The 16,223-nt window shown below is 65.8% G+C and carries 17 protein-coding genes; 13 read left to right on the top strand and 4 right to left on the bottom strand.

Annotated features, from left to right (window positions below; all coding sequences use genetic code 11):
• A complete protein-coding gene (locus JFY56_RS14055; RefSeq protein WP_208314422.1) occupies positions 1-522 on the bottom strand; it encodes a hypothetical protein in 522 nt (173 codons plus the stop codon).
• Between the two features lie 120 nt (positions 523-642).
• On the opposite strand from JFY56_RS14055, the gene JFY56_RS14050 reads away from it, so the two are divergent.
• The 4 genes from JFY56_RS14050 to JFY56_RS14035 all read left to right on the top strand — a co-directional run bounded on the left by JFY56_RS14050 (position 643) and on the right by JFY56_RS14035 (position 4,731).
• Positions 643-1,128: an LEA type 2 family protein gene (locus tag JFY56_RS14050; protein WP_208314747.1), complete on the top strand. Its 486-nt coding sequence runs from the start codon at positions 643-645 to the stop codon at positions 1,126-1,128.
• Positions 1,129-1,135: 7 nt separating this feature from the next.
• Entirely contained in the window at positions 1,136-1,330 is a 195-nt protein-coding gene (locus tag JFY56_RS14045) for an SEC-C metal-binding domain-containing protein (protein WP_208314421.1), read from the top strand.
• A gap of 89 nt (positions 1,331-1,419) precedes the next feature.
• The gene (locus JFY56_RS14040; RefSeq protein ID WP_208314419.1) at positions 1,420-2,064 is read left to right on the top strand and encodes a glutathione S-transferase N-terminal domain-containing protein; all 645 of its coding nucleotides are present in this window, start codon (positions 1,420-1,422) and stop codon (positions 2,062-2,064) included.
• A gap of 126 nt (positions 2,065-2,190) precedes the next feature.
• Positions 2,191-4,731 (top strand): penicillin acylase family protein, encoded by a 2,541-nt coding sequence (locus JFY56_RS14035; protein ID WP_208314417.1) that lies wholly within the window; start codon positions 2,191-2,193, stop codon positions 4,729-4,731.
• 57 nt (positions 4,732-4,788) lie between these two features.
• On the opposite strand, the gene JFY56_RS14030 is transcribed toward JFY56_RS14035, so the two are convergent.
• The 3 genes from JFY56_RS14030 to apbC all read right to left on the bottom strand — a co-directional run bounded on the left by JFY56_RS14030 (position 4,789) and on the right by apbC (position 6,988).
• On the bottom strand, positions 4,789-5,031 hold the full coding sequence (locus tag JFY56_RS14030) for a hypothetical protein (protein WP_208314415.1): 243 nt from the start codon (positions 5,029-5,031) through the stop codon (positions 4,789-4,791).
• A gap of 195 nt (positions 5,032-5,226) precedes the next feature.
• Positions 5,227-5,793 (bottom strand): dCTP deaminase, encoded by a 567-nt coding sequence (gene dcd, locus JFY56_RS14025; protein ID WP_208314413.1) that lies wholly within the window; start codon positions 5,791-5,793, stop codon positions 5,227-5,229.
• A 100-nt stretch (positions 5,794-5,893) separates the two neighbouring features.
• Positions 5,894-6,988 carry an iron-sulfur cluster carrier protein ApbC gene (gene apbC / locus JFY56_RS14020; protein ID WP_208314411.1) on the bottom strand — a complete coding sequence of 365 codons (1,095 nt, stop codon included), beginning with the start codon at positions 6,986-6,988 and terminating at the stop codon, positions 5,894-5,896.
• Positions 6,989-7,225: 237 nt separating this feature from the next.
• On the opposite strand from apbC, the gene metG reads away from it, so the two are divergent.
• The 9 genes from metG (at position 7,226) to JFY56_RS13975 (ending at position 16,146) form a co-directional block, all read left to right on the top strand.
• Positions 7,226-9,262, top strand: a complete 2,037-nt coding sequence (metG, locus tag JFY56_RS14015; protein ID WP_208314409.1) for a methionine--tRNA ligase — start codon at positions 7,226-7,228, stop codon at positions 9,260-9,262.
• A gap of 125 nt (positions 9,263-9,387) precedes the next feature.
• On the top strand, positions 9,388-9,972 hold the full coding sequence (gene rsxA / locus JFY56_RS14010) for an electron transport complex subunit RsxA (protein ID WP_208314401.1): 585 nt from the start codon (positions 9,388-9,390) through the stop codon (positions 9,970-9,972).
• The gene (gene rsxB, locus JFY56_RS14005; RefSeq protein WP_208314400.1) at positions 9,969-10,535 is read left to right on the top strand and encodes an electron transport complex subunit RsxB; all 567 of its coding nucleotides are present in this window, start codon (positions 9,969-9,971) and stop codon (positions 10,533-10,535) included. Before rsxA ends, rsxB begins: the two co-directional genes overlap by 4 nt.
• Complete coding sequence (rsxC, locus tag JFY56_RS14000) at positions 10,532-12,826, top strand: electron transport complex subunit RsxC (RefSeq protein ID WP_208314399.1); 2,295 nt, start codon at positions 10,532-10,534, stop codon at positions 12,824-12,826. The genes rsxB and rsxC overlap by 4 nt, the downstream gene beginning before the upstream one ends.
• Before the next feature lie 3 nt (positions 12,827-12,829).
• A complete protein-coding gene (locus tag JFY56_RS13995; protein WP_208314398.1) occupies positions 12,830-13,867 on the top strand; it encodes an RnfABCDGE type electron transport complex subunit D in 1,038 nt (345 codons plus the stop codon).
• 9 nt (positions 13,868-13,876) lie between these two features.
• A complete protein-coding gene (rsxG, locus tag JFY56_RS13990) occupies positions 13,877-14,512 on the top strand; it encodes an electron transport complex subunit RsxG (protein WP_208314397.1) in 636 nt (211 codons plus the stop codon).
• Positions 14,505-15,215, top strand: a complete 711-nt coding sequence (locus tag JFY56_RS13985) for an electron transport complex subunit E (RefSeq protein ID WP_208314396.1) — start codon at positions 14,505-14,507, stop codon at positions 15,213-15,215. The genes rsxG and JFY56_RS13985 overlap by 8 nt, the downstream gene beginning before the upstream one ends.
• Positions 15,212-15,850: an endonuclease III gene (nth, locus tag JFY56_RS13980; RefSeq protein ID WP_208314395.1), complete on the top strand. Its 639-nt coding sequence runs from the start codon at positions 15,212-15,214 to the stop codon at positions 15,848-15,850. The genes JFY56_RS13985 and nth overlap by 4 nt, the downstream gene beginning before the upstream one ends.
• 107 nt (positions 15,851-15,957) lie before the next feature.
• The gene (locus JFY56_RS13975; protein ID WP_208314393.1) at positions 15,958-16,146 is read left to right on the top strand and encodes a PA3496 family putative envelope integrity protein; all 189 of its coding nucleotides are present in this window, start codon (positions 15,958-15,960) and stop codon (positions 16,144-16,146) included.
• The last annotated feature ends 77 nt before the right edge of the window (positions 16,147-16,223 follow it).

Here is a 16,223-nt window from a genome sequence, read left to right as displayed (position 1 = left end):
TCACTCCATCAGCTTCAGGTGGCTGGTATCCGGCACCGGTGCCGCAGGCGCAGCCTTGGCCTGGCCCATGTCGCTGCCGACCGGCGCGACGCTGAATTCGCTGAGGTCGAGCTGCGGCCCCTGCGCTTCCGCCTTCGCATCCTGCAGATCCGCACCGACCGGCGCCAGGCCAAAGTCCGGCGCTTCGACATCGCTGAAAGCCGCCATGTACTCGTCGCGCGGGGCGACCTTCAATGGCTGCGGCGCTTGCGGATCGGCCGGCGGCGGAGCGAGTTCGATCTCCTCGATCGCAGCATCCAGGTCGACCACCTCGACCAGCGCCCCGGCGCGCTCCATGACGGTGCGGTACTTTTCCGCGCCCGCCGCGTCCAGGTTGTTCTTGATCACCACCCGCCGCCCGGAGAACAGCAGGGCGATGCGCTGCTCGTCGGCCTGGAACAACCGGGCAAGGTTACTTTTGACCGTATCGAGCGGAATGCCCGGAACCGTCTGACCGGAAAACGCGACTTCGAATCGGCTCATCGTGATCCCTCATGCATACCGTCCGAACAGATTGGGCCAGTATGGTGCAGCTTCCTGTAACCTAACAACCGCTTGCGGTGGAGCAAGTGGTTGATACACTGGGCGTCTTGGGGGATGGACATGAACAGTCAGGCGCAAATCATAAGAATTATCAGCCTAGTGTGGATTTTCGGGCTGCTTTCCGGCTGCAGCTGGATGCTCGGCGACTTCCAGAGCCCGGACGTCAAGCTGGTCAAGGTGGACGTGGTGAAGGCCAAACTCCTTGAACAGCAATTCCTGCTCAGCTTCCGCATCGACAACCCCAACGATTTCAGCCTCCCGGTCCGCGGCCTGCGCTACAAGGTGAAACTCAACGACGTGCAGCTCGCCGAGGGTGAGTCCAGTACGTGGTTCACCGTACCCGCCAACGGCCACGAAACCTTCAACGTGCCGGTCACCACCAACCTCTGGCGGCACATGAAGTACATCGTCAAGCTGCTGGAAACCCCGGAAAAGCCGATCCGCTACCGTCTGGAAGGCGAAGTGATGACCGGCCTGCTGTTCGGTCGCAGCGTGCACATTGCGCGCAATGGCGAGATAATCCCCGGCGATTACATCCCCGAGTGAGTTTCCAATGAGCCAGGAACCCCATGTACATGGTCCCGACTGCAACCACGACCATGACCACGATCACCACCACGGCCATGTCCATGGCCCGAACTGCAACCACAGCCACGAGCCGGTACGCAATCCGCTGAAGGACGTGGGTCGCAACGATCCCTGCCCCTGCGGCAGCGGCAACAAGTTCAAGAAGTGCCACGGCGCCTGATCGCCCGCCCTTCTCCCCGAAAGGCCTGCAGCAGCAGGCCTTTTGCTTTCTGCTAGAGTCGATTTCCCACTTTCCCGTGGAGCAATCCGATGATCGACCTCTACTACTGGACCACCCCCAACGGCCACAAGATCACCCTCTTCCTCGAAGAAGCCGGCCTGCCCTACCGCGTCCACCCGATCAACATTGGCAAGGACGAGCAGTTCGCCCCCGACTACCTGAAGATCTCGCCGAACAACAAGATTCCCGCCATCGTCGACAATGCCCCGGCGGACGGCGGCGAGCCGATGGCGCTGTTCGAGTCCGGCGCCATCCTGCTCTACCTCGCCGAGAAGACCGGCACGTTCATCGCCAAGGACCTGCGCGGCCGCGAGGAAACGCTGCAGTGGCTGTTCTGGCAGATGGGCGGACTTGGCCCGATGGCCGGGCAGAACCACCACTTCAACCGCTTCGCCCCGGAGAAGATTCCCTACGCCATCGACCGCTACGTCAAGGAAACCGCGCGGCTCTATGGCGTGCTCGACAAGCGCCTGGCCGGCCGCGCCTTCGTCGCCGGCGACGACTACAGCATCGCCGACATGGCGATCTACCCGTGGATCGTGCCCTACCAGTGGCAATCCCAGGACCTCGACGACTTCCTCAACGTCAAGCGCTGGTTCGAGAGCATCAAGGCCCGCCCGGCCACCGTGCGCGCCTACGATCTGGCGAATGCGATCAACCCGCCGAAGCCCTGATTCATCCCGGGGTGCCGCCGGGCGCCCCGCTCCCCTCGGAATCCCTGCATCCGTGGCTTGCGTGGCAATCGCCGCGTCACTACCGTAACGCCTTTTCACGCCAGCCCAGAGCAGGAGCATCGTTCCATGGCCCCGCGCGCCTTCCGCCCGCTTTCCCGATTCGGCATCGCCGCCACCTTGAGCGCCGCGGTCAGCCTGACCGGCTGCCAGACCTGGCTGAGCGACCGCTACGCCGGCAGCCTGCCGCCGACCACGGGCGTGCAGCCGATCAAGGGCCTGGCGGACAACGTGTCGATCCGCCGCAACGCGCTGGGCATGCCGCTGATCGAGACCAGCACCTTCCACGACGCGCTGTTCGCCGAAGGCTACGTGCACGCCAGCGACCGTCTCAGCCAGATGGTCGGCCTGCGCCTGATGGCCCAGGGGCGGCTGGCGGAAATGCTCGGCCCAGGCGTGCTGGAGGTCGACCGTTTCATGCGTACGGTGAACCTGAAACAGAGCGCCAATGTGCTCTACGCCGGATCGTCGCCACGCCTGAAGCGCTTCTTCGAGACCTACGCGCGCGGGGTCAACGCGTACATCTATCGCAACCGCGACAACCTGCCGATGGACCTCGCCCAGTCCGGCTACCGCCCCGAATACTGGAAGCCGGAGGACTCGGCGCTGATCTTCGCGCTGCTCAACTTCGGCCTGGCGGTCAACCTGCAGGAAGAAATCTCGGCGCTGGCGATGGCGCAGAAGGTCGGCACCGACAAGCTTGCGTGGCTGCTGCCGATCTACCCCGACGAGGCGCTGCCGTTCGACGAGGCCGACAAGCTCAAGGGCCTGAAGCTCCGCGGGCAGATTCCCGGACTGGCCGCCGTCGACGGAGCTGCGCAGCAGGTCGCCACGCTGCAGATGCTCGGCGTCGCCGCCTCCAACAACTGGGCCATCGCGCCGCAGCGCAGCCGCAGCGGCAAGAGCCTGCTGGCCAACGACACCCACCTGCCGATTTCCATGCCCTCGGTGTGGAACTACGTGCACATCCGCTCGCCGAAATACACCGCCGCGGGCGTTTCCATCGCCGGCGTGCCCGGCGTGGTGGCCGGCTTCAACGGCAAGCTGGCGTGGGGCATGACCATGGTCATGGGCGACACCCAGGACCTCTTCCTCGAACAGGTCCGGCGCCAGGGCAACCGCCTCTACTATCTCGCCGACGGCAAGTGGCAGCCGGCCATCGAGCGCAACGAGACCTTCTTCATCAAGGGCCGCAGCCCGGTCCGCGAGACCATCTACGAAACCCGCCACGGCCCGCTGCTGAACAGCGCCCTCGGCGAGCGCCAGCACGATCTCCAGCCGCTACCGCTCTCCAGCGGCTACGGACTGGCCTACCGCAGCATCCAGGCGGAATCCGACAAATCCCTCGACGCGCTGTTCGACCTGTCGCGGGCGAAGAGCGTCGAGCAGGCCTTCGACGCCACCCGCGAGATACGCGCCATGGCGTTGAACATCGTGTTCGCCGACGAGAAGCACATCGGCTGGCAGGTCACCGGACGCTTCCCCAACCGCCGGGAAGGTCGCGGCCTGCTGCCCTCGCCCGGCTGGGACAGCCGCTACGACTGGGACGGCTATGCCGATCCGATCCTGCATCCGGCCGACCAGGACCCGGCGCAAGGCTGGCTCGGCACCGCCAACCACCGCACGGTGCAGCCGGGCTACGGCGCCCAGCTGTCCAGCTCGTGGTACTACCCGGAGCGCGCCGAGCGCATCGCGCAGCTGGCCAATGCCAGCCGCAGCCACGACAACCGCAGCATGATCGCCATGCAGTACGACCAGACCACGCCGTTCGCCGGCAAGCTGCAGGCGATGTTCGAGGCGCCCGGCATGGCGCAGCCGCTGAAGCAGGCAATCGACGCCCTGCCCGCCGACCAGCGCGGCCGCGCCCGCGAGGCCCTCGACCGGCTGATGGCATTCGACGGCAAGCTGGCCGCCACCTCGGCCGACGCCGCGCTCTACGAAGCCTTCCTGCAGGAGAGCACCCGGCAGACCTTCCTCGACGAACTCGGCCCGGAGGACAGCGCGAGCTGGAAGGCCTTCGTCGACGCCGCCAAGCTTTCCTACTCGGCGCAGGCCGACCATCTGCTCGGCCGCGAAGACAGCCCGTTCTGGGACGACATCCGCACCCCGCAGAAGGAGGACAAGCCGGCCATCCTCGCCCGCAGCCTGGCCGCCGCGCTGAGCTTCTGCGAGCAGAAACTCGGCAGCGACCGCCGTTCCTGGCAGTGGGGCAAACTGCACACCTACGCGTGGACCAGCGACAGCAGCAAGATGGCGCCGTACCTGGGCGCCAGCCAGCGCGCCGGGGTGAACGCGATCAAGGGCTACCTGGATCGCGGCCCCTACCCGGCCGGCGGCGACCACAGCACGCTGAACGTGTCGGCCTACCACTGGGGGCAGGACTTCGATACCTGGCTGATCCCGGCCATGCGCATCGTCGTCGACTTCGGCCAGGCGGAACCGATGATCGGCCTGAACAGCAGCGGCCAGTCCGGCAACCCGGCCAGCCCGCACTACGCGGACGGCATCGATGCCTGGTTGAAGGGCAATTACGTCAGCTTCCCGTTCCAGTCGCAGAACATCGACCGGGTCTACGGCAGCAAGCGGCTGACGCTGGTACCGCAGAAGTGATTCGCTGAAGGGACGAGGCGTTCCCGCGCGAGCGTGGGAACGCCAGGAAGACAGGAGCTACTTGGCCCCGAGCAGATTCAGCGCTTCGCCCAGCGCCTTCACCGATCCGCTGTGATCCCCCTGCTTGTGCAACTGCTCGCCCTCGGCGCGCAGTTCCTGCACCTTGGAAAGGACAGCGGGATCGCTGGGTGGATTGGTCTTGAGGATCTCGTCGATCTTGGCCATGTCCGCCGGACAATGCATGGCCCACAACGGGGTGCTGAGCAACAGGCTGGCGAATAGCAGACTGAGGCGACGCATGACTGGTCTCCCGCGGTAGTGGTGGGGTCTTGAGTATAGAAGACGCCCCGCCAACGTCCCGTAGGTTGGGCTGAGCGCAGCGAAGCCCAACAACTGGTGGGGTCACGCATTGTTGGGCTTCGCTGCGCTCAGCACCAACCTACCTGAAAAAGAAAACCGGGCATCGGCCCGGTTCTCTTTGGAGTCAGCAACGTATCAGGCTTTCGGCAGCGTCACGCCGGTCTGCCCCTGGTACTTGCCGCCGCGATCCTTGTACGACACCTCGCAAGCCTCGTCGGACTGCAGGAACAGCATCTGCGCCACGCCTTCGTGGGCGTAGATCTTCGCCGGCAGGTTGGTGGTGTTGGAGAACTCCAGGGTCACGTGGCCTTCCCACTCCGGCTCCAGCGGTGTGACGTTGACGATGATGCCGCAGCGCGCATAGGTGCTCTTGCCCAGGCAGATGGTCAGCACGTCGCGCGGGATGCGGAAGTACTCGACGGTGCGCGCCAGGGCGAAGGAGTTCGGCGGGATGATGCAGACGTCGCTGTGGATGTCGACGAAGCTCTTCTCATCGAAGTTCTTCGGATCGACCACCGCCGAATGGATGTTGGTGAAGACCTTGAATTCGGCGGCGCAACGCACGTCGTAGCCATAGCTGGAGACGCCATAGGAGATCACCCGGCTGTCGTCCGCACCACGCACCTGGCGCTCGACGAACGGCTCGATCATGCCGTGCTCCAAGGCCATGCGGCGAATCCACTTGTCCGATTTGATGGTCATGGCGGGCGTCCCGTTGCTCGTGAAAAAAGAAGGGCGAATCTTACCGGGGGAGTCGGTCGAGGGCAAAGTGCCGCGCCGGGCGGCACTTTGCCTCAGCGCATCAGTCGTCGCTGATGGAAATGCTCGGCATCGCCGGCGCGGCCTGTTCGCTGAGGGGGATACGGGCGCCGACGCAGCGGGCCATCTGCTGGTAAATCATCGCCAGTTGGCTTTCCGGGTCGGCGATCACGGTCGGCTTGCCGCCATCGGCCTGCATGCGGATGGCCATGGACAGCGGCAGCGAGGCGAGCAGTTCGACACCGTATTGCGCCGCCAGCTTCTCGCCGCCGCCTTCGCCGAACAGGTGCTCGGCATGGCCACAGTTGGAGCAGATGTGCACGGCCATGTTCTCCACCACGCCGAGCACCGGGATGTTGACCTTGCGGAACATCTCCACGCCCTTCCTGGCGTCGAGCAGTGCCAGGTCCTGCGGGGTGGTGACGATCACCGCGCCGGCCACCGGGACCTTCTGCGCCAGGGTCAGCTGGATGTCGCCGGTGCCCGGCGGCATGTCGATCACCAGGTAGTCGAGGTCGTCCCAGGCAGTCTGGGTGATCAGCTGGATCAGCGCGCCGGAGACCATCGGCCCGCGCCATACCACCGGGGTGTTGTCGTCGGTGAGGAAGGCCATCGACATGACCTGCACGCCGTGCGCCTCGATCGGCACGAACCACTTCTGGTCCTTCACCTTCGGCCGCGTGCCTTCCGGCAGGCCGAACATGATGCCCTGGCTCGGGCCGTAGATATCCGCATCGAGAATACCGACGCGTGCACCTTCGCGGGCCAGCGCCAGCGCCAGGTTGGCGGCGGTGGTGGACTTGCCCACGCCGCCCTTGCCGGAAGCCACGGCGATGATGTTCTTGACGTTGCTCATGCCCGGCACCTGGGCCTGCGCCTTGTGCGGCGCGATGTGGGTGTCGATGCGCACCTGCGCCGAATCCACGCCGTCCAGTGCTTCCAGGGCCATCTGCACGGTCTGCGCCAGTCCGCCCTTGAACAGCCCGGCAGCGTAGCCGAGTTCGAGACTCAGGCTGACCCGGCCACCCTGGATGTCCAGGTCGCGCAGGTAACCGGCGCTTTGCAGGTCCTGGCCGGTGTGGGGATCGATGATCTGGCGAAGAACGGCTTCCACCGAAGCACGGGTAATGACGCTCATGGGGTCTCCCAGGAAAAGGCTGAGCAAAACAGACGGATATAGTAACAGCAGCGTATGCGGTAGGGCGGGTGAAACCCGCCAGATCAACGACGGCATTTCTGGCGGGTTTCACCCGCCCTACCTCCTCAGCACCAACCAACGTTTGGTCAGGCTTTTGCCTGGTGCTTGTGGCTTGAACCTTGCCGCTTCCTATATAGTTGCCGACTTCCCTCGATTTTCCCGTACGGCCTGATCACCATGTCCGAAGCCCGCAAGATTCTCGTCACCAGCGCCCTGCCCTACGCCAACGGTTCGATCCACCTCGGTCACATGCTGGAGTACGTCCAGACCGACATCTGGGTGCGTTTCCAGAAGATGCGTGGCAACCAGGCGACCTACGTCTGCGCGGACGACGCCCACGGCTCGGCCATCATGCTGCGCGCCGAGCGCGAAGGCATCACCTCGGAACAGCTGATCGACGCCGTGCGCGCCGAGCACATGGCCGACTTCGCCGACTTCCTGGTGGACTTCGACAACTACTACTCGACCCACTCGGAAGAGAACCGCGAGCTGTCCAGCTCGATCTACGTGAAACTGCGCGAGGCCGGCCACATCGCCACCCGCCCGGTGACCCAGTATTTCGACCCGGACAAGCAGATGTTCCTCGCCGACCGCTTCATCAAGGGCACCTGCCCGAAATGCGGCACCGACGACCAGTACGGCGACAACTGCGAAGCCTGCGGCGCGACCTACTCGCCCACCGAGCTGAAGAACCCGAAATCGGCGATCTCCGGCGCCACGCCGGTACTGAAGGAATCGCTGCACTACTTCTTCAAGCTCCCCGACTTCGACGCCATGCTCAAGCAGTGGACCCGCAGCGGCGCCCTGCAGGAGTCGGTGGCGAACAAGATCGCCGAATGGCTGGATTCCGGCTTGCAGGAGTGGGACATCTCCCGCGATGCGCCCTACTTCGGCTTCGAAATCCCGGACGCCCCCGGCAAGTACTTCTACGTCTGGCTGGACGCGCCGATCGGCTACATGGCGAGCTTCCGAAACCTCTGCGCGCGCCGTCCTGAGCTGGACTTCGACGCCTACTGGAACAAGGATTCCGACGCCGAGCTGTACCACTTCATCGGCAAGGACATCGTCAATTTCCACGCGCTGTTCTGGCCGGCCATGCTCGAAGGCGCCGGCTACCGCAAGCCGACCGCGCTGAACGTGCACGGCTACCTGACCGTCAACGGCCAGAAGATGTCCAAGTCCCGCGGCACCTTCGTCAAGGCGCGCACCTACCTGGACCACCTGGACCCGGAATACCTGCGCTACTACTACGCCTCCAAGCTCGGCCGCGGCGTCGACGACCTCGACCTGAACCTCGAGGACTTCGTGCAGAAGGTCAACTCCGATCTGGTCGGCAAGGTGGTCAACATCGCCAGCCGTTGCGCCGGCTTCATCCACAAGGGCAACGCCGGCGTGCTGGTCGAGGCCAACCCGGCACCGGAGCTGGTGGAAGCCTTCAAGGCCGCCGCGCCAAGCATCGCCGCCGCCTATGAAGCCCGCGACTTCGGCCGCGCCATGCGCGAAATCATGGCCCTGGCCGACCAAGCCAACGCCTGGATCGCCGACAAGGCGCCGTGGGCGCTGAACAAGCAGGAAGGCAAGCAGGACGAGGTTCAGGCCATCTGCGCCCTGGGCGTGAACCTGTTCCGCCAGTTGGTGATTTTCCTCAAGCCGGTGCTGCCGAAGCTGGCCGAGGCCGCCGAAGTCTTCCTCAACGTCGCCCCGCTGAAGTGGAGCGACCACGAGCAACTGCTGGCCAACCACCAGTTGAACCCGTTCACCCCCCTGATGACCCGTATCGAACCCGCGAAAATCGAAGCCATGATCGAAGCCTCGAAAGAAGACCTCGCCGCCAGCGCGGCCCAGCCGACCGGCAACGGCGAGCTGGTGAAGAACCCCATCGCCGCCGAAATCAACTTCGACGCCTTCGCCGCCGTCGACCTGCGCATCGCGCTGATCGAGAAGGCCGAGTTCGTCGAGGGCGCCGACAAGCTGCTGCGCCTGACGCTGGATATCGGCGACGCGAAGCGCAATGTGTTCTCCGGCATCAAGAGCGCCTACCCGGACCCGAGCAAGCTGGAAGGCCGCCTGACCCTCTACGTCGCCAACCTGGCGCCGCGCAAGATGAAGTTCGGCCTGTCCGAAGGCATGGTCCTGGCCGCCGGCCCGGGCGGTTCGGAAATCTACCTGCTGAGCCCGGACAGCGGCGCCAAGCCGGGTCAGCGCGTCAGCTGATCCGCGCCCCGCGCTGCCACGACGCCGGCTTCCATGCCGGCGTCGTCGTTTCAGGGCTACCCTTGGCTTGAGCCACTTAATAGCCTTCCCGATAATATGCGCCCCTTTTCCATGGCCCTCGTCAGATGACCGAACTCGCCCTCATCCTGGTCAGCGCCATCCTGGTCAACAACTTCGTGCTGGTGCAGTTCCTCGGCCTGTGCCCGTTCATGGGCGTTTCGCGGAAGATCGAGACCGCCATCGGCCTGTCGCTGGCCACCACCTTCGTCCTGACGCTGGCGGCGATGTGCAGCTACCTGCTGCAGCGCTATGTGCTGAAGCCGCTGGACCTGGAGTTCCTGCGCACCATCGGTTTCATCCTGGTGATCGCCGTGGTGGTGCAGTTCACCGAGATGCTGGTGAAGAAGAGCAGCCCGCTGCTCTACCGCGTGCTGGGCATCTTCCTGCCGCTGATCACCACCAACTGCATCGTCCTCGGCGTGGCGCTGATCAACGCCAACAAGGCCGAATACGGCTTCATCCAGTCCACCGCCCAGGGCTTCGGCGCCGGGCTGGGCTTCTCGCTGGTGCTGGTGCTGTTCGCCGCCATGCGCGAACGCATCGCCATCGCCGACGTGCCCAAGCCGTTCCAGGGCGCGGCCATCGGCATGATCACCGCAGGACTGATGTCGCTGGCGTTCATGGGCTTCACCGGGCTGATCAAGTTATGACCACGGTGCTGATCGCGGTCGGCGTGCTGCTGGCGCTCTGCATTGCCTGCGGCGCCCTGCTCGGCTACGCCGCGATACGCTTCCATGTGGAAGGCGACCCCATCGCCGAACAGGTCAACACCCTGCTGCCACAGACCCAGTGCGGCCAGTGCGGCTACCCCGGCTGCAAGCCCTACGCCGAGGCCATCGCCAGCGGCGACAAGATCAACAAGTGCCCGCCCGGCGGCGCGGCGACCATCCAGGCCATCGCCGACCTGCTCGACCTGCCGGTGGAACCGCTGGACGCCGCCGCCGAAACGCCGCCGCGGGTGGCCTACATCCGCGAAGCCGAGTGCATCGGCTGCACCAAGTGCATCCAGGCCTGCCCGGTGGACGCCATCGTCGGCGCGGCGCGGCAGATGCACACGGTGATCGCCGCCGAGTGCACCGGTTGCGACCTGTGCGTCGAGCCCTGCCCGGTGGACTGCATCGAGATGCGCGACCTGCTGCCCGGCGTGCGCGAGTGGAAATGGCCGCTGCCGGCCGCACGGCTGATCGCCACCGACCAGGAGCGCGCCGCATGAACGCGCAGGTCTGGGACTTTCCCGGCGGCATCCATCCGCCGACCAACAAGCGCCAGTCCACCGGCAGCCCGATTGCCGCTGCGCCGCTGCCGAAACGCCTGATCCTGCCGCTGGCCCAGCATGCCGGCAGCCCGGCCATCGCCTGCGTGGAAGTCGGCGAGCACGTGCTCAAGGGCCAGATGATCGCCACGCCCGGCAGCGCCATCAGCACGGCGCTGCATGCGCCGACCTCCGGTACGGTGGTGGCCATTGGCGAGCAGCCCTTTCCCCACGCATCCGGATTGCCTGCGCCAGCCATCGTCATCGACAGCGACGGCCGCGAGGAATGGGCGCCGTTGCAACCCTGCGAAGACTTCCGCAACGAAAACGCACCGGCGCTGCTCGAACGCATCCGCCAGGCGGGCATCGCCGGGCTCGGTGGCGCCGGCTTCCCCACCGCCGCCAAGCTGGCCGCGCGCGCCCAGGACGATATCCACACGCTGATCGTCAACGGCGTCGAATGCGAGCCCTACATCAGCGCCGACGACATGCTGATGCGCGAACGCGCGGCGGAGCTGGTGCAGGGTATCGAAATCCTCGTGCACATCCTGCAGCCGGAACAGGTGCTGATCTGCGTCGAGGACGACAAGCCGGAAGCCATCGCCGCGCTGCAGGCGGCCATCGGCGAGCGGCCGTTCCAGTTGCGCGCGGTGCCGACCAAATATCCCTCCGGCGGCGAGCGCCAGTTGATCCAGATCCTCACCGGCCGCGAAGTGCCAAGCGGCGGCCTGCCGGCGGATATCGGCACCCTCTGCGTGAACGTCGGCACCGCGGTAGCCGTGGCCGATGCCGTGCTGCGCGGCCGGCCGCTGATCTCGCGGATCACCACCCTGACCGGCGCCGCCCTGGCCCGGCCGATGAACGTCGAAGCGCTGATCGGCACGCCGGTCGGCGAACTGCTGGACTTCGCCGGGCTGGATCGGGGCAAGCTGGATCGCCTGATCTTCGGCGGCTCGCTGATGGGCATCGCCCTGCCGTCCCTCGACGTACCGCTGATCAAGACCGGCAACTGCCTGCTCGCCCCGACCCGCGACGAACTGCCGGCGCCGCCGCCAGCCATGCCATGCATCCGTTGCGGCGACTGCGCGCTGGTCTGCCCGGCCAGCCTGCTTCCGCAGCAGTTGCACTTCTTCGCCCTGGGCAACGACCACGAGCAACTGCACGCGCACAACCTGTTCGACTGCATCGAATGCGGCGCCTGCGCCTATGTCTGCCCGTCGAGCATTCCGCTGGTGCAGTACTACCGCGCGGCCAAGGCGGATATCCGCGAGCTGCAGCTCAAGCAGCAGAAGGCCGAGCACTCGCGCCTGCGCTTCGAACAACGCCAGGATCGCCTGCGCCGCGAGGAAGAGCGCAAGGCTGCCGAGCGCCTGGCACGCCAGGAAAAGGCCGCACGTGCCCGCGAAACCCAGGACACAGCAGTCGAACCAGCGCAATCGATCATCGAGCGAGTCAAGGCCGAGAAGGCGGTGGGCAATGCACCGGACGACCTGAAGCGCCTGAAGATCGAAGCAAGCATGGCCCAGGTCGCGCTGAAGAAGGCCGAAAAGCAGCTCGCCACCCACGACACCCCGGAATTGCAGGCCCAGGTCGCCGACCTGCGTGCCGCTGCCGAAGCGGCCAAGGCAGCCCTTGCAGCAGCCGAAGCGACCAGCGCGCCAGCTCCCGCCCCTGCGGCAGTTCCGGTCGCCAACGATGCCGCGCTGAAGAAGGCGAAGATCGATGGCGCCATGGCCCGCGCGCAGTTGAAGAAATCCGAGAAGGCCTTCGGCGAAAATCCAACCGAAGAACAGCAGGCCACCCTGCAGCAATTGCGCGCCGAAGTGGACCGCCTCGATCGCCTGCAGGCCGAATTGCAGGCTCCGCCACCCGCCGCGCCTGCCCCGAGCGACGGTGAAAAGGCGCTGAAGGCCGCGAAGATCGCCCTCGCCGGCAAGCGTGCGGAGTTGAAGAAAGCCCAACAGGCCGGCGCCGATGAGGCCACCCTCGCCCATCTGCGTCAGGAACTGGCGGACGCCGAACAAACCCTGCACGCGGCCGAGGACACCAGCGGCAAGCCGGCGCCGGATCTGGTGCGCATCGAGAAGCGTCCGGTGGATGCGGCCACCCGCGCGGCGAAGACCGAACTGGCCTACGCCCGCGCCGACCTGAAGAAACTGGAGCGCGAAGGCGCACCGCAGGAACAACTGGACAGCGCCCGCGCCCGGCTCGAAGCCGCCGAGCGTGCGCTGGCGAATCCCCCGGCGGAGTAAGCGATGAAACTGCCCCGCATCACCTCGCCCCACGTCACTGCCGGCAATCGCACGCAGAGGGTCATGCTGCAGGTGCTGGCCGCCTGCGCACCCGGCGTCTTGGTGCTGACGGCCCTGTACGGCGTCGGCACGCTGTTCAACCTGCTCTGGTGCAGCGCCATCGCCCTCGGTTGCGAAGCGGCGATGCTGAAGCTGCGCGGCCGCCCGCTGGGCTTCTTCCTCAAGGATGGCAGCGCGCTGGTCACCGCCGTGCTGCTCGCCCTCGCCCTGCCGCCCTACGCCCCCTGGTGGCTGACGCTGATCGCCACCGGCTTCGCCCTGGTGTTCGGCAAGCACCTCTATGGCGGGCTCGGGCAGAACCCGTTCAACCCGGCGATGCTCGGCTATGTGGTGGTGCTGGTGTCCTTCCCGCTGGAGATGACCCGCTGGCCCAGCCCGGACGCCAGCCTCGGCATCGTCGAGGGGCTCGGCCAGATCTTCGGCTTCGCCTCGCAGCAGCCGGATGCCTGGGTCGGCGCCACGGTGCTCGACACCATCCGCACCAACAAGAGCCTGACCATGGACGAACTGATGGCGCAGAGCGCGGCCTTCGGCTCGGTCGGCGGGCGCGGCGTGGAACTGGTCAACCTGGCGTTCCTCGTCGGCGGCCTGTTCCTCCTCTGGCGCAAGCTGTTCACCTGGCATGCGCCGGTCGGCATGCTCGGCGCGCTGTTCGTCATGAACCTGCTGTTCTGGGGCGGCTCCGGCTCGGACTCCCACGGCTCGCCGCTGCTGCACCTGTTCTCCGGGGCGACCATGCTCGGCGCCTTCTTCATCGTCACCGACCCGGTTTCCGGCGCCACCAGCAATCGCGGACGGCTGGTCTTCGGCATCGGCGTCGGCGTGATCACCTACATCATCCGTGCCTGGGGCGGCTATCCGGATGGCCTTGCCTTTGCCGTGCTGCTGATGAATCTCGCCGCGCCGACCATCGACTACTACACCCGCCCGCGCACCTACGGGCACAAGAAGCCGCAACGCGGCTTCAAGCTGGGGGAATGATCGATGCCGATGCAGCGCTCGATCCTGAAGAACGCCCTGGTGCTCGGCCTGTTCGCCGTGGTCACCGTCGGGCTGGTGGCGACGGTCCACCAGTTCACCAAGGAACGCATCAAGGCCTCCCAGCGCGAAGCCCGTGGCCGCGCGATACTGCAGCTGTTGCCGGCCGGCAGCTACGACAATCATCCGCTGGACACCCAGGTCAGCCAGTTCGACCCCAAGCTGCTCGGCAAGGACCGGCCCGCCCCGGCCTTCGTCGCCACCCTGCAGGGCAAGCCGACCGCGGTGGTCCTCCAGGCCACCGCGCCGGACGGCTACAGCGGCGCGATCCAGCTGCTGGTCGGGGTCAGCGCCGAGGGCCGCCTGCTCGGCGTGCGGGTGGTCGCGCACAAGGAAACCCCGGGCCTCGGCGACAAGATCGAGCTGGGCAAGAGCGACTGGCTGCATGGTTTCGACCAGCGCTCGCTGGCCAATCCCGGCGAATCCGGCTGGCAGGTGAAGAAGGACGGCGGCCAGTTCGACCAGTTCGCCGGCGCCACCATCACCCCGCGCGCGGTGGTCAGGGCGACGCACAAGGCGCTGCAGTACTTCGATCAGCACAAGGCCGAGCTGCTGGCTCCGCCGGCCGAGGTGACCGAGCATGAGTGAATACCGCGAGATCGCCCTGCAGGGGCTGTGGAAGAACAATCCCGGACTGGTCCAGCTGCTCGGCCTGTGCCCGCTGCTCGGCACCAGCAACTCGATGGTCAACGCCCTCGGCCTGGGCCTCGCCACCATGCTCGTGCTGGCCTGCTCGAACGCCGCCGTGGCGCTGATCCGCGGCTCGGTGACCGAGGCCGTGCGGCTGCCGGCGTTCGTCATGATCATCGCCGCGCTGACCACCTGCATCGAACTGCTGATGCAGGCCTGGACCTACGAGCTGTACCAGATCCTCGGCATCTTCATCCCGCTGATCACCACCAACTGCGTGATCCTCGGCCGCGCCGAAGCCTTCGCCGCCAAGCACAGCGTGGCCCGCTCGGCGTTCGACGGGCTTATGATGGGACTGGGATTCGCACTGGTGCTGCTGGCCCTCGGCACCCTGCGCGAAGTGCTCGGCCACGGCACCCTGCTGGCCGACATGCAGTTGCTGTTCGGCCCCGCCGCAGCGGGCTGGAAGGTCCAGTTGTTCGCGGATTACCAGGGCTTCCTGCTGGCCATCCTGCCGCCCGGCGCGTTCCTCGTGCTGGGCCTGCTGATCGCCCTGAAGAACCGTATCGATGAAAGCCTGGCGGAACGCGCCAGGGCGCAGGCGGGCAGCGAACCCGCCACCCAGCGCCAGCGCGTCCGCGTCACTGGAGTGATTGAATGAATGCCGCCAAGCGCGCGGAGATTTTCCGTCGCCTGCACGAGGATGATCCCAACCCCACCACCGAGCTGGAATACGCCTCGCCGTTCGAGTTGCTGATCGCGGTGATCCTCTCCGCCCAGGCCACCGACGTCGGCGTGAACAAGGCCACGGCGAAACTGTTCCCGGTGGCCAATACCCCCGCCGCCATCCATGCGCTGGGGGTGGAAGGGCTGTCCGAGTACATCAAGACCATCGGCCTGTACAACAGCAAGGCGAAGAACGTCATCGAGACCTGCCGCATCCTGGTCGAGAAGCACGGCGGCGAAGTCCCGGACAACCGCGAGGATCTCGAAGCCCTGCCCGGCGTCGGCCGCAAGACCGCCAACGTGGTCCTGAACACCGCCTTCCGCCAGCCGACCATGGCGGTGGACACGCACATCTTCCGCGTCTCCAACCGCACCGGCATCGCTCCCGGCAAGAACGTGCTGGAAGTGGAGAAGAAGCTGGTGAAGTTCGTGCCCCGTGAATACCTGCTGGACGCCCACCACTGGCTGATCCTGCATGGCCGCTACGTGTGCAAGGCGCGCAAACCGCAATGCGGCAGTTGCCGGATCGAGGACCTGTGCGAGTACAAGCACAAGACTTCGGACGATTGATTCCTACCGTAGGAATTGTCCTCATCCATTGAAAAAATCTTTTTTACCACCCCGCACTTTGTCGATATAAGGGCGCCAAGAACACCCCATAAGTTGGAGTGACTGCTATGGCAACCGCTAAAGAAGACCTTGAGCTGGAAGACGAAGTAACCGTGGTGGAGGACGATGCCGACGATGACGCCGAAGACGCTGCGGAAGTCGCCAGGACCAACCTGACCAAGCGTCGCATCATCGACAACTACCTCGAAGAGCGCCGCCTGCAGAAGCAGCTGAGCGACTACGATTTCGACCTGTAGGCGTTGCAGCGCACGAGATGGAAAGCCCCGCCGAATCAGCGGGGCTTTGTTTTTACTGCGGAATGCTTTTCGTAGGT

It is taken from the genome of Pseudomonas schmalbachii (assembly GCF_017589465.1).
GTDB classification, from domain to species: domain Bacteria; phylum Pseudomonadota; class Gammaproteobacteria; order Pseudomonadales; family Pseudomonadaceae; genus Pseudomonas; species Pseudomonas schmalbachii.
This window is presented reverse-complemented; position numbering and strand designations above follow the sequence as displayed.

Excerpts from the sequence above, each read along its gene's own strand:
- rsxC (WP_208314399.1), top strand. The coding sequence starts at position 10,532 with ATGAACGCGCAGGTCTGGGACTTTCCCGGCGGCATCCATCCGCCGACC.
- JFY56_RS13975 (WP_208314393.1), top strand. The coding sequence starts at position 15,958 with ATGGCAACCGCTAAAGAAGACCTTGAGCTGGAAGACGAAGTAACCGTG.
- apbC (WP_208314411.1), bottom strand. The coding sequence starts at position 6,988 with ATGAGCGTCATTACCCGTGCTTCGGTGGAAGCCGTTCTTCGCCAGATC.
- JFY56_RS14040 (WP_208314419.1), top strand. The coding sequence starts at position 1,420 with ATGATCGACCTCTACTACTGGACCACCCCCAACGGCCACAAGATCACC.
- dcd (WP_208314413.1), bottom strand. The coding sequence starts at position 5,793 with ATGACCATCAAATCGGACAAGTGGATTCGCCGCATGGCCTTGGAGCAC.
- JFY56_RS14030 (WP_208314415.1), bottom strand. The coding sequence starts at position 5,031 with ATGCGTCGCCTCAGTCTGCTATTCGCCAGCCTGTTGCTCAGCACCCCG.
- nth (WP_208314395.1), top strand. The coding sequence starts at position 15,212 with ATGAATGCCGCCAAGCGCGCGGAGATTTTCCGTCGCCTGCACGAGGAT.
- JFY56_RS14050 (WP_208314747.1), top strand. The coding sequence starts at position 643 with ATGAACAGTCAGGCGCAAATCATAAGAATTATCAGCCTAGTGTGGATT.
- JFY56_RS13985 (WP_208314396.1), top strand. The coding sequence starts at position 14,505 with ATGAGTGAATACCGCGAGATCGCCCTGCAGGGGCTGTGGAAGAACAAT.
- rsxB (WP_208314400.1), top strand. The coding sequence starts at position 9,969 with ATGACCACGGTGCTGATCGCGGTCGGCGTGCTGCTGGCGCTCTGCATT.
- rsxA (WP_208314401.1), top strand. The coding sequence starts at position 9,388 with ATGACCGAACTCGCCCTCATCCTGGTCAGCGCCATCCTGGTCAACAAC.
- JFY56_RS13995 (WP_208314398.1), top strand. The coding sequence starts at position 12,830 with ATGAAACTGCCCCGCATCACCTCGCCCCACGTCACTGCCGGCAATCGC.
- JFY56_RS14035 (WP_208314417.1), top strand. The coding sequence starts at position 2,191 with ATGGCCCCGCGCGCCTTCCGCCCGCTTTCCCGATTCGGCATCGCCGCC.
- rsxG (WP_208314397.1), top strand. The coding sequence starts at position 13,877 with ATGCAGCGCTCGATCCTGAAGAACGCCCTGGTGCTCGGCCTGTTCGCC.
- JFY56_RS14055 (WP_208314422.1), bottom strand. The coding sequence starts at position 522 with ATGAGCCGATTCGAAGTCGCGTTTTCCGGTCAGACGGTTCCGGGCATT.
- metG (WP_208314409.1), top strand. The coding sequence starts at position 7,226 with ATGTCCGAAGCCCGCAAGATTCTCGTCACCAGCGCCCTGCCCTACGCC.
- JFY56_RS14045 (WP_208314421.1), top strand. The coding sequence starts at position 1,136 with ATGAGCCAGGAACCCCATGTACATGGTCCCGACTGCAACCACGACCAT.